The sequence below is a fragment of the Thalassococcus sp. BH17M4-6 genome (assembly GCF_049323015.1).
Taxonomy (GTDB): Bacteria; Pseudomonadota; Alphaproteobacteria; order Rhodobacterales; family Rhodobacteraceae; genus Puniceibacterium.
Map to the genome: position 1 here is coordinate 34,032 of NZ_JBMPGU010000023.1, position 12,039 is coordinate 46,070.

10 protein-coding genes are annotated in these 12,039 nt (G+C 65.5%); 4 read left to right on the plus strand and 6 right to left on the minus strand.

The genetic code is table 11. From position 1 onward, the window contains the following. Positions 1-18: 18 nt before the first annotated feature. Together ACOXXX_RS20690 and ACOXXX_RS20695 are read left to right on the plus strand one after the other, a co-directional pair. Positions 19-1,074 carry a TAXI family TRAP transporter solute-binding subunit gene (locus tag ACOXXX_RS20690; protein ID WP_422828529.1) on the plus strand — a complete coding sequence of 352 codons (1,056 nt, stop codon included), beginning with the start codon at positions 19-21 and terminating at the stop codon, positions 1,072-1,074. Between the two features lie 55 nt (positions 1,075-1,129). Further along, positions 1,130-3,433 (plus strand): TRAP transporter permease, encoded by a 2,304-nt coding sequence (locus ACOXXX_RS20695; protein ID WP_422828530.1) that lies wholly within the window; start codon positions 1,130-1,132, stop codon positions 3,431-3,433. Between the two features lie 10 nt (positions 3,434-3,443). Here ACOXXX_RS20695 and fahA read toward each other — a convergent pair whose 3' ends face one another. From fahA to ACOXXX_RS20720, 5 genes are read right to left on the minus strand one after another with little or no spacing between them, the layout of a single operon-like run. Continuing rightward, positions 3,444-4,697, minus strand: coding sequence for a fumarylacetoacetase (gene fahA / locus ACOXXX_RS20700; RefSeq protein ID WP_422828531.1), 1,254 nt, complete (start codon positions 4,695-4,697; stop codon positions 3,444-3,446). After that, the gene (gene hmgA / locus ACOXXX_RS20705) at positions 4,694-6,043 is read right to left on the minus strand and encodes a homogentisate 1,2-dioxygenase (protein WP_422828532.1); all 1,350 of its coding nucleotides are present in this window, start codon (positions 6,041-6,043) and stop codon (positions 4,694-4,696) included. Before hmgA ends, fahA begins: the two co-directional genes overlap by 4 nt. After that, the gene (locus tag ACOXXX_RS20710; protein WP_422828533.1) at positions 6,040-6,237 is read right to left on the minus strand and encodes a DUF2783 domain-containing protein; all 198 of its coding nucleotides are present in this window, start codon (positions 6,235-6,237) and stop codon (positions 6,040-6,042) included. The genes hmgA and ACOXXX_RS20710 overlap by 4 nt, the downstream gene beginning before the upstream one ends. After that, positions 6,234-7,850, minus strand: coding sequence for an FAD-dependent oxidoreductase (locus ACOXXX_RS20715; RefSeq protein WP_422828534.1), 1,617 nt, complete (start codon positions 7,848-7,850; stop codon positions 6,234-6,236). Before ACOXXX_RS20715 ends, ACOXXX_RS20710 begins: the two co-directional genes overlap by 4 nt. Positions 7,851-7,876: 26 nt before the next feature. After that, positions 7,877-8,827, minus strand: coding sequence for an MBL fold metallo-hydrolase (locus ACOXXX_RS20720; RefSeq protein WP_422828535.1), 951 nt, complete (start codon positions 8,825-8,827; stop codon positions 7,877-7,879). Between the two features lie 119 nt (positions 8,828-8,946). Between ACOXXX_RS20720 and ACOXXX_RS20725 the strand changes: the two genes are divergently transcribed. Further along, a complete protein-coding gene (locus tag ACOXXX_RS20725) occupies positions 8,947-9,429 on the plus strand; it encodes a MarR family winged helix-turn-helix transcriptional regulator (RefSeq protein WP_422828536.1) in 483 nt (160 codons plus the stop codon). A 6-nt stretch (positions 9,430-9,435) separates the two neighbouring features. Here ACOXXX_RS20725 and ACOXXX_RS20730 read toward each other — a convergent pair whose 3' ends face one another. After that, positions 9,436-10,065 (minus strand): LuxR C-terminal-related transcriptional regulator, encoded by a 630-nt coding sequence (locus ACOXXX_RS20730; protein ID WP_422828537.1) that lies wholly within the window; start codon positions 10,063-10,065, stop codon positions 9,436-9,438. Between the two features lie 258 nt (positions 10,066-10,323). Between ACOXXX_RS20730 and ACOXXX_RS20735 the strand changes: the two genes are divergently transcribed. Next, positions 10,324-12,000, plus strand: coding sequence for a formate--tetrahydrofolate ligase (locus tag ACOXXX_RS20735; RefSeq protein WP_422828538.1), 1,677 nt, complete (start codon positions 10,324-10,326; stop codon positions 11,998-12,000). Positions 12,001-12,039 lie beyond the last annotated feature (39 nt).

Consider the following 12,039-nt stretch of genomic DNA (forward strand, 5'->3'; position numbering starts at 1 on the left):
CGGTTTTGGGAGGATAGGATGATCAAACAAACGATACTGGCCGCGACCTTTGCGCTGGCCCCGCTGCCCCTGGCCGCGCAGGCGACGCTGACGGCGGAAACCACCACGCCCGGGTCCACCCCGCATTACATTGACAGCACGCTGGCGGCGATTCTCGAAAGTGCGGGCGTTGCCACGCTGCAGATCACCGAAGGCGCGACGCTGACCAATTCGGTGCAGGCGGTGGCCGAGGGGCAGCTTGACATGGCGCCCGCGCCGCTGATCCTGCCGTTCCTTCTGTCGCGTGGCATTGGGCCCTACAGCGGCGTCGGGCCCGAGAAAGGGGCAGAGCTGGCGGGCAACCTCCGCGCGCTTTTCTTCAACGCAGGCTCGGCGCAGATCCTTGGCTATTACAATAATAACCCGGTCGCGGATATCCGCGACATGTCCGGATTGCGGATCTGGAACGGCCCGCCGCGGGGTGCGGCGCTCACCTCCGGTCGGGCGATGATCCAGTTGCTGTCGGGCCTTCAGGACGGTCAGGGGTACGAGGGGGTCCAGACGCCCTGGCCCGACACCGTGTCGACCATCACCAGTGGCGCGGTAGATGCCTGGACCATTCCCGAAGGCCTGCCGTCGGGCCGCGAAATCGCCATCGCGGCGGCGGGCGGCATCACGTTGCACGACGTGCCTTCCGACCTTCTGGCCAGCGAACTGGGCCAGCAGATCCTCGCGGCGCCCGGCCATGCCGCCTATTCCGTTCCGGTCGAGGAGTTTCGCGCCGCCTATGCGGGCAACGACATCACGGTCGTGACAGACGACGACACCTTTGACAGCTTTGCCACCGCGTTCGCGCAGATCGTTCCGGCGTCGATGGACGACGACCTGGTCTACCGGATCGTGACCGCCTACCTAGAAGGCGAGGACCGGTTTGTCTCCGGATCGCCCCGGGGGCCGTTCATCCGGCTGAGCTTTGGCGATCTTGATGGCACCGCGCAGGGGGCCTGCGGGGCGGTGCAGATCAAGATGCACCCCGGCGCCATCCGCGCGTTCGAGGATGCGGGCCACACGGTCGCCGATTGCCTGCGTCCCTGATCCGGCACCCCAAGCGGGGCCGGCCCTGTCCGGCCCCGATGTATAGGCCCTTCGCATGACCCAGACATCGCCCCCCCGCGGCACGGGCCAGCGCCTTGCCATCGTGCTGGCCTTTGTCCTGGTGGTCGTCGGCATGCTCAACACCATGCCCGAAATCCCGGGCCTGCAGGATCTGGCCCGCGACCTTACCGGGCGCCCGTTCTTCCGGGTGTCGGGCTTTCCGTCGGAATACTTCTACCCGGCGGTCTTTGTGGTGATGATGGTGATCGTGGCGCTTGATGCCAGCGTGTTCCGGGCCTGGCGGGTCGAGAAACCGCAACTCAGGTGGCTGGGCCTCGCGATGGATGCGGGGCTGATCATCGCCGCGGTTCTGGCAGCTGCCGGGTTCCTGGTCGAGATCGATTCGATCTGCCTGATCGACCAGATCACCGGCGAACGCGCGCGCCTGATCCAGGACGCGGCAGAGCGGTCGGCGGGCGTCATCCCGGGCATGTCGTTCGAAGCCGAAGTGCCCGCCTGCCAGGCGCGGTTCGGCATCTGGATCATCCCGCTGCTCTTTACCATAATCGCGCTCTTCTTTGTCTACAACGTCCGGGTCTGGGGGCTGCCGCTGGTGGCTGTGGCCAGTGTCGTTGTGCTTTACACCGTCGGCACCACGCTGATCTGGATGTTCGACCTGTCGGACAACAACTTCCTGCTGACCAAGCTCGGGGCCGATGGCGGCGACGTGCAGGCCGCGGCGATCCAGAAGGCCACCAACGTCTTTGTCACGCCCGACGGGTTCATGGGCCGGTTCATGGACATCATCGTCAACCAGGTCTTTCCCTACGTGATCCTGGGTGCGCTGTTCGGCACGTCAGCCGGGGGTGTGTCGCTGATCAAGCTTGCGGTGCGCCTGACCCGGCGCCTGCGGGGCGGGCCCGCGCATGCCGCCATCGTGTCGTCGGCGATGTTCGGCACGATCACCGGCGGGCCTGTCACCAACGTGCTATCGACCGGGCGGCTGACGATCCCGATGATGCGCCGCACCGGGTTCTCGCCGCAGTTCGCGGGCGGGGTCGAGGCGGCGGCGTCCTCGGGCGGGCAGATCATGCCGCCGGTGATGGGGGTTGCGGCCTTTGTCCTCGTGGCGCTGACCGCCGTGCCCTATACCAAGGTCATCACCGCGGCCTTTCTGCCCGCGATGTTCTTTTTCTTTTCGATCTTTCTGGCGGTGGTTTTTCAGGCCCGCAAGGAACGGGTCGAGGCGATGCGCGTGATCCCGGACGATCTGATCATGGACCGACAGGACTGGCTGAACCTGACGATCATTGCGGTGCCGATCCTGACAATCCTGCTTTTGCTGCTGGGCAACAAGGACGCCATGAGCAGCGGCTGGCTGTCCGCTGTCCTGCCCGCCTTTGTCACGCAGACGCTGACCAATTCCACCGGCGACGCGGTATCGGCGGGCTGGTGGGCGGTGGCGATCGTGCTGCCGCTGCTGTTTCTGGACCCCGAAACCCGCGCCCGGCCCGGCAAGATCGTCGTGTCGCTGGCCGAGGGCGGCATCCTGCTGTCGCGGCTGTTCCTGCTGCTCTTCGCGGTCTCGATCATCTCGGCCTTCCTCAACGAAAGCGGCCTGACCGGAGAGTTGACCCGCGCCGTGACCTCCTGGCTAGAAACCGCGACGGTCCTGTCGGTGCTGGGGGTCGAGGTGCAGATCGTCGGCGGCGTCTACCTGATGCTGGCGCTGGCCTGCGCGATGCTGTGTGCGATCGTGCTGGGCATGGGCATGCCGACGGTGCCCGCCTACGTCAACGTCGCACTTTTGCTGGGGCCGCTGCTGTCGAGCCTTGGTGTCAGCTTTTTCACCGCGCATATGTTCGTCTTCTACTTCGCCGTCGCCTCGGCCATCACGCCGCCGGTGGCGGTGGCGGCCTTTGCCGCCGCGTCGATCACCGGAGCGGAACCGATGCGCACCGGGTTTGCCGCCGTGCGGGTGGGCATCGTGATGTTCACCATCCCCTTCGTCTTTGCCTGGTATCCCGAGCTTCTGCTGATCGAAGAGGCCGTGACCATAACCAGCGACACCGGCCGCCGCGTCCTGATCGAGGGCTACACAGGCCAGACCGACTGGACCGCGCTGTCGCTGCTGGGGGCGCGGCTGGTGCTGGCGCTCTACCTCATCGCCTCGGCCCTGGCGTTTCACGACCTGGGCCCGCTCAGACGCGTTTCGGTGGCGCTGCGGCTGCTGGCGGCGGTGCTGGTGCTGTGGAAAACCGCGCTGCTGATGTGGCTGGGCCTGATCCTGGCGGCGCTACTGATCCTCGGGCACGTGATCCTGGTGCGGGCCCGCCCGTTGCCCGCGCGCGCGGCCTGATCGGACGGCGCTAGGCCTTCGCGGGCAGAACCCTGCCTGTGCAGGCGCCGAACCCGATGCGATATCCCCTGCCCGTCGCGTGGCCCCGCAGCGTCAAGGTATCGCCATCCTCGACAAAGCTGCGCGTCTCTCCGGTGTCCAGCGTCAGTGGTTCCTTGCCGCCCCAGCTAAGCTCCAGCAGCGATCCGCAATTGCCCCGCTCCGGCCCGGAAATCGTCCCCGACCCCAGCAGATCGCCCACCCGCATCGGGCAGCCCGAACTGGTGTGATGCGCCAGTTGCTGGGCCGAGGAATAGGACATTTCGTTGAAGTTCGTGCGCGAGATGACCGTCTCGGGCCCGCCGTCGGGGCGAAGCCCGACCTCAAGCGCGATGTCGTAAAGCGTCGGTCCGGGTTCGGCGAGATACGGCAGAAGCGCTACCTCGCGGGCCGGTGTCGCGGTGCGGAACGGGGCCAGCGCCTCTGCCGTGACGATCCAGGGGCTGATCGTAGTGGCGGTGGCCTTGGACTGGAAAGGCCCCAGCGGCTGATATTCCCAGGCCTGGATGTCGCGTGCGGACCAGTCGTTCAGCAGCACGTAGCCAAAGATGTTGTCAAAGGCCTGCGCCACGCTGATCGGGCCGCTTGAGGGCTGGCCGACGATGGCTCCGATCTCCAGCTCGATATCGAAACGTTCCGACGGGCCAAAGCGGGGGCTGTCGTCCTCCGGCCGCTTGAGCTGCCCCTGCGGCCGGGTCACGGGCGTGCCCGACACCACGACCGACGACGCCCGCCCGTTGTAGCCGATGGGCATGTGCAGCCAGTTCGGCGGCAGCGCGTTTTCGGCACCGCGAAACATCGTGCCAACGTTGGTGGCATGGTGACGGCCCGCGTAGAAATCGGTGTATTCGCTGACCCGGAACGGCATGTGCAGCGTCGCGCGGGCCATCGGCACGGAGCGGGAGATGATCTGTTCCTGAATGTCATCCGCAGCGCCTTCGGCAAGCATGGCGGTCAGGCGCGCGCGATACGAAGACCAGACGTCGCGGCCCAGTTCCATAAAGTCGTTCCAATAGGGCGCATTCAGCACGTCGGCATCCGGGTCCGCACGCAGGATGCCCGCCGACTCGAGCGCCGTGGCGTCAATGACGCGGTCCCCGATGGCCACACCACAGCGCAGGTCGCCTTCCCCGGCTGAAAAGACGCCGTAGGGCAGATTGTTGAGGGGGAAATCGCACCCCGGCGCATTGGCGCTGTCGATCCAGGACCGTTTGAGCTCTGTCATTTGCGGCCCGGCGTCCCGTCGAACTTCCTTTCGAGCGAGGTCCAGCAGTCGATATAATTGTCCTGCAAAGGCGCCTCTTTGCCCGCGAATTCCGTCAGGTGCTGCGGGAACCGCGTTTCGAACATGAAGGACATCGTGTCGTCCAGCTTGTCGGGGCCGAGGTTGGCGTTCGACGCCTTTTCGAACGCGTCGCGATCCGGCCCGTGCGGCAGCATCATGTTGTGCAGGCTCATCCCGCCGGGCACGAAGCCTTCGGGCTTGGCATCGTACTGGCCATAGATGTTGCCCATCAGTTCGGACATGACGTTCTTGTGGTACCACGGCGGGCGGAAGGTGTCCTCGGCCACCAGCCAGCGTTCGCGGAACAGCACGAAGTCTATATTGGCGGTGCCCGCAACCGCCGAGGGGGCCGTCAGCACCGTGAAGATCGACGGGTCGGGATGGTCGAACAGGATCGCGCCCACCGGGCAGTAGCGCCGCAGGTCGTATTTGTAGGGCGCGTAATTGCCGTGCCAGGCGACCACGTCCAGCGGGCTTTGCCCGATCCGGGTTTCGTGAAACTGCCCGCACCACTTGATCGTCAGGGTCGACGGTACCTCGCGGTCCTCGAAGGCGGCGACGGGGGCCTTGAAGTCGCGCGGGTTGGCCATGCAGTTGGCCCCGATCGGGCCACGGCCCGGCAGTTCGAACTTTTGGCCGTAGTTTTCGCAGACAAAGCCGCGCGCCGGTCCAGCCAGCACCTCGACCCGATAGACAAGGCCGCGCGGGAGGATGGCGATTTCCTTTGGTCCGACGTCGAGGATGCCCAGTTCGGTGGCAAAGCGCAGCTGCCCCTCTTGCGGGACGACCAGAAGTTCCGAGTCCGCCGAGTAGAAATAGGCATCCTTCATGCTTTCGGTGACAAGATAGATGTGGCTTGCCATGCCGGTTTGCGTGTTCACGTCACCGGCTGTGGTCATGGTGCGCATGCCGGTCAGCCAGGTCAGCGGCTCGCCGGAATGAGGCACCGGATTCCAGCGGTACTGGCCCAGCGAGGTCACATCCTGAACCACGTGCGGGGCGGATTTCCAGTACGGCAGGTCGATCCGCGTATAGCGGGCCGAATGCTTGACCGACGGGCGGATGCGGTAGCACCAGGTCCTCTCGGGCCGTTCGGCCGTGAAGGCCGTGCCGGACAGCTGTTCGCCGTAAAGGCCGTAGTTGCATTTCTGCGGGCTGTTCATGCCAACCGGCAGGGCACCGGGCAGCGCCTCGGTTTCGAAATCGTTGGCCCAGCCGGGCATGTAGCCGGGTTCGGTCAGGCGGCCCTCGGCCTGGACAAGGTCAGAGCGGTCGGATGCGTTCATCTGGCGTCTCCCTTCGAAGCGGCGGCCAGCGCGGCGGTCAGGACCGCGCGGTCGCCGATGTGATTGGCAAGGATCAGGATGAGCCGCGCGTTGAGCGCGGCGCTTTCGTCGTCGGACAGGCCGTCATGGGCTCCTAGCAGTTCGGCATAAAAACCGTCCGGATCGGGAATGTTCGGGTCGGTCATCACGGTCATTCTGCCGGCTCCTGTCCCGTGGCGCGCCGCAGCGCGGCCCTGACGGCAGCGCGGTCGAACTCGGGCCAGCGGGCCGCGACGTGCTGATCGGGGCGGATCAGGTACACCGCGCTGACGGCGTCCCCCAGGTATCGGCTGGCCAGGTCGCCCACCGGCGAAAGGTTGAGCACGCGCAGGTCGAGGCCGTTGAACCCGTCGGGCAGATCGACCCCCAGCGCAAGCAGGACGAAATCGCCGCCCAAGCGGTCCAGTAGAAACCCATCCTCCAGCGGCGCGTCCGGGCAGGGGGCGCCGGGACGGGTGCGGGCGGGGGCACCGGGCAGCGCATCGGGGGTGTTGAGCGGCATGTCGTCATAGACACAAGGCACCGACAGGCGCCCCGAATTGACCAGCGGCCGGGCAAAGGCATGATGTTCGGCAAGGTCCAGCACGGCGTTGCGGAACACGCGGCTCATGCGCGACTTGGGGGTGATGAAATCGGTGGAACGGGACGAGTTGAGGATATTCTCATCCGCCCCCATCCGACGCTCGGCATCGTAGCTGTCGAGCAGCGTGTCGGGCGCCTTGCCCGTCAGCACCAGCCCCAGCTTCCAGCCCAGATTGTCGACATCCTGAATACCGGAATTGGCCCCGCGCGCGCCGAAGGGGGACACCTGATGCGCGGCATCCCCGGCAAAGATCACCCGCCCGTGGCGAAACTTGCGCATGCGGCGGCACTGGAAAGTGTAGATCGAGGTCCAGACCAGATCATATTCGACCTCCGGCCCCAGCATCGCGTTCAGCCTGCGACGCACGTTCTCCTCTTTCAGCTCTTCGCGACGGTCGATGTTCCAGCCCAGCTGGAAGTCGACCCGCCAGACGCCGTCGGGCTGGCGGTGCAACAGCGCGCTGTCGCCGGATTTGAAATGCGGCTCGAACCAGAACCAGCGCTCGGTTGGGAAGTCGGCCTTCATCGTGATGTCGGCGATCAGGAAGTTATCCTCGAACACCCGGCCTTCGAAATCGAGCCCCATCATCTTGCGCAGCGGCGACGACGCGCCGTCGCAGCCGATCAGCCAGTCCGCCGCGATGCGGTAGGGGCCATCGGGGGTGGTGATGTCGATGACCACTTGATCATCCCGCACATCGACCTGATCGACCCGGTTGCGGCCGCGCAGCTCGATCGGCGCGCCGCTGGCCTGCGCCTCGCGCACGCGTTCGACCAGGAACCGTTCGAAATAGGGTTGCTGCAGGTTGATAAAGGCGGGGTAGCGATGGCCGTCTTCCGGCAGAAGATTGAATTCATAAACCTGCCGGTCGTCGTGAAAGACCTTTCCGACGTTCCAGCGCACACCCTTGTCCAGCATCGGCTGGCCGCAGCCATAGCGATGCGCAATCTCCATCGTGCGCTTGGCGAAACAGATGGCGCGCGATCCCTGCCCCACCCCTTCGTGATCGTCGAGCAGGACAACAGGGATGCCCTGCAGCCCCAGATCCAGCGCTGTTGCCACACCGATCGGACCGCCGCCCATGACCACGACGGGGTGGCGCACCGGCGCATCGGCATCCTGATCGGCGCAGCGCTCGTAGGGATAAAGCCGGAAAGCCAGCTGGTAGCGGTCGTCCAATGGCATGGTCTGCCCCTCCCCCGGTGGTCGGCCTAGCCCTGCAGGTCCTTCCACATCTCAAGATCGCGCTCCGCGGTCCAGATGCGCGGCGTGTCGATGCCGCGCGCCTCATCATAGGCGCGGGCGACGTTGAACGGCAGGCAATGCTCGTAAATCGCGAAATCCTTGAACTTGGGATCGCAGGCGGCCCGCACCGCGTCCCAGGCGTCTTTGAGCGTGCCGCCCCGCGCCGCGACTCGCTGCACCGGGCGGTAGGTGCTTTCGACAAAGTCGCGTGTGCTCTCGATCGCAGCGTTCACCATGTCCTTGCCGACCAGCGCATCGCCCCGACCGGGCGCGATGGCATCGACATCGAACGCGGCGATATTGTCGAGGGTCTGGCCCCAGTCGCTGAAATGCCCGTCCCCGCAATAGCAGGCAGAGTGGTATTCGACGATGTCGCCGGTAAACATGACGTTCTCGTCCGGCACATGGATCACGATATCGCCCGCGGTATGCGCCCGGCCCAGGTGCATCAGATCGACCCGGCGGTTGCCCAGATAGACGGTCATGCCGCTGTCAAAGGTCGTGGTGGGCCAGGTCAGCCCCGGAATGCTCTCGTGCCCCTCGAACAGGCGCGGGAAGCGTTGGAATTCGCTGTCCCAATCCTCCTGCCCGCGCTCTACCACCATGGCGCGGGCGGTGTCGGACATGATGATCTGCTGCGCGCCAAAGGCCGAAGCGCCAAGGACGCGGACGGCGTGGTAATGCGTCAGCGCCAGGTGGGTGATCGGCTTGTCGGTCACCTGCCGCACGCAGTCGATCACCTTGTTGGCCAGACGCGGGGTGGCCTGCGCCTCGACGATCATGACGCTGTCGTCGCCGATGATCACGCCCGAGTTCGGATCGCCCTCGGCGGTAAAGGCATAAAGCCCCTCGCCGACCTCGGTAAAGGAAATCGTCTTTTCGGCGGTGTCGCCCTGCGATGCGAATCCGGTGGCCATGTGCCTGTTTGTCCTTCCGTCGGTTCCGTGCCCCAGTGCCCTCGGAACGGGGCGTTTATCGTTGCAATTGCAACGAAAGTCAATATCATTTCATCCGCAACGATCCTGGAGCGCTGCCCATGTCCCGCGACTTCAACCTCTCGACCTTCCTGCCTTACCGGCTGGCCGTGCTGTCGGAACGAGTCAGCCGCCGACTGTCGGTCGAATACCAGCGGACGCACGGACTGGCCGTGGCGGAATGGCGGGTTCTGGTACATGTGCAACGCTGCGGCGCGGTGTCGGTCCGCGACATCCACAACTGCGTCAACCTGGAAAAGCCGCGGGTCAGCCGGGCGGTGTCGCGGCTCGAATCCGAAGGGCTGGTGCAAAAGGCGCAAGGCCAGCCCGACGGGCGGCTGGTGGCGATCACCCTGACCGATGCGGGGCGCGCTGCGCTGGAGGAAATCGTTCCGGCCGCGCAGCGCGTCGCTTTGGCGCTGACGCATAGGATCGACGACGCCGACCTTGCGACGTTCTTTCGGGTTATGGAGACCATGCACGAGGTGCTGGACGACGACCCGCGGGCCCGGCCGCGTTCTGCGCTGGACCGCGTGCCTGACTGAGCGGGCCTAATCATCCGCCTCGCGCGAATAGACGGCGACGGCCATTGCGCGGTTGCGTACCCCCAGCTTGTCATAGAGATTCTTGAGGTGATATTTCACCGTGTTCTCCGAAATCCCGGTGCGGTTGGCGATCTGCTGGTTGGTCCAGCCGCGCGCCAGTACCGCCAGCAGTTCGCGTTCGCGCACGGTAAGCTGCGCCAGCGGCGTGTCGTTGATCTTGGTCACGTCGATATAGGGCACGCAGATGCGCCCGTTGGCCACCGCGTGCAGCGTGTCGAACAGGACCGACGGATCGTCGAACTGGTAACAGAACCCCAGCGCCCCCAGCCGCACCGCCTGGCGCACATGGCCCAGGTCACGGTTGTTGGAAAAGACCGTGATCCGCTGTCCGCAGCCGCGCGCCTTCACCGCCTTCAGCACGTCGGGCGCGGTCATGTCGGACAGCTGCCAGGCCAGCACCAGAACGTCGAAACCGGCGGCATCCGCGCTCAGCGCCTCTGCCCCACTTTCGACGCTTCCGATCAGCTGAAACCGCGTATTGTTCTGGAAACAAACCGTCAGCGCCGACACCACCAGCGGATTCGGTTCGGCCAGCAGAACCCTCACGGGGTTGTCCGCCCCATTCAGGTGCGTCATGGCTTACCTCCCGACACCATGCCAATGTTCCGCTCTGCCGCGCGGATTGAACAAAGGCTGACCAGTCGGGGCTTTGATGTCCACCTATTCTTTCGGCGGGGATGGGCGGCCCGGGACAATCCCCTGCCCGACCGGGTAGCTCGCGGGTCGTCAACCGGGCGGAAACTTGTCGCGAACCGGCAATCGCGACCTCTGGCGTATTGCCCGCGCGGCTGTTTTCGTGGCAGCAGATCGCAAGGGCTTCGGGAGGTCGGCAAGATGAGCGTGAAGACGGATATCGAGATAGCGCGTGAGGGGGTTAAGGAGCCCATTCAGGCGATTGGGGAGAAGTTGGGGATCGGGGCGGAGCATTTGCTGCCCTACGGTCACGACAAGGCCAAGGTCAGTCAGGCGTTCATCGATTCGGTGCAGGACCGGCCCAATGGCAAGCTGATTCTGGTAACCGCGATCAACCCGACGCCCGCGGGCGAGGGCAAGACCACGACGACCGTGGGCTTGGGCGACGGGCTCAACCGGATCGGCAAGAAGGCGGCGATCTGCATCCGCGAGGCGAGCCTTGGGCCGAACTTCGGCATGAAGGGCGGGGCCGCGGGCGGCGGCTATGCCCAGGTGGTGCCGATGGAGGACATGAACCTGCATTTCACCGGCGATTTCCACGCCATCACCAGCGCTCATAATTTGTTAAGCGCGATGATCGACAATTCGATCTACTGGGGCAACCCGCTGGGAATCGACGAACGCCGCGTCGCCTGGCGCCGGGTGCTCGACATGAACGACCGCGCGCTGCGGGACGTTGTGACCTCGCTTGGCGGGGTGGCCAACGGCTTTCCGCGCCAGACCGGTTTCGACATCACCGTCGCGTCCGAGGTGATGGCGATCCTGTGCCTGGCCAAGGACCTGGCCGATCTGCAGAAACGTCTGGGCGACATGATCGTCGCCTACACGAGAGAGAAGGAGCCGATCTACTGCCGTGACATCAAGGCCGACGGGGCGATGACGGTGCTGCTGCGCGATGCGATGCAGCCCAACCTCGTGCAGACGCTGGAAAACAACCCGGCGTTTGTGCACGGCGGGCCGTTCGCCAACATCGCGCATGGCTGCAATTCGGTCATCGCCACGAGGACGGCGCTGAAGCTGGCGGATTATGTGGTGACCGAAGCCGGGTTCGGCGCCGATCTGGGCGCGGAAAAGTTCATGGACATCAAGTGCCGCAAGGCGGGGCTTGCCCCCGATGCGGTGGTGATCGTGGCGACGGTGCGCGCGATGAAGATGAACGGCGGCGTGGCCAAGGCCGACCTGGGCGCCGAGAACGTGGACGCGGTCAAGGCGGGCTGCCCGAACCTGGGGCGGCACATCGCCAACGTCAAAGGCTTCGGCGTGCCGGTGCTGGTGGGGATCAACCACTTTGCCGGCGACAGCGAGGCCGAGGTGCAGGCGGTCAAGGACTACGTGGCCGAACAGGGTGCGGAGGCGATCCTGTGCAAGCACTGGGCCGACGGCGGTGCCGGCATCGAGGAGATGGCGCGCCGGGTCGCCGAGGTGGCGGATTCGGGCGTGTCGGAGTTCAAGGTGCTCTACCCCGACGAGATGCCGCTGTTCGAGAAGATCGAGGCGATCGCCAAGAACATCTACCACGCCGACGGGGTGGATGCGGACGGCAAGATCCGCAGCCAGCTGAGTGAATGGGAGGCGCAGGGCTACGGCACGCTGCCGATCTGCGTGGCCAAGACGCAGTATTCCTTCACCACCGACCCGGGCCTGCGCGGCGCGCCCACGGGCTTCCGCCTGCCGGTGCGCGAAGTGCGCCTGTCGGCGGGCGCGGGGTTCGTCGTGGCGATCTGCGGCGAGATCATGACCATGCCCGGCCTGCCCCGCACCCCCGCCTCCGAATCCATCCGCCTCAACGACGACGGCCTCATCGAGGGCCTGTTCTAGGGGGCATCGCCCGGCATTTTTGAACTGCAAAAGCGGCGA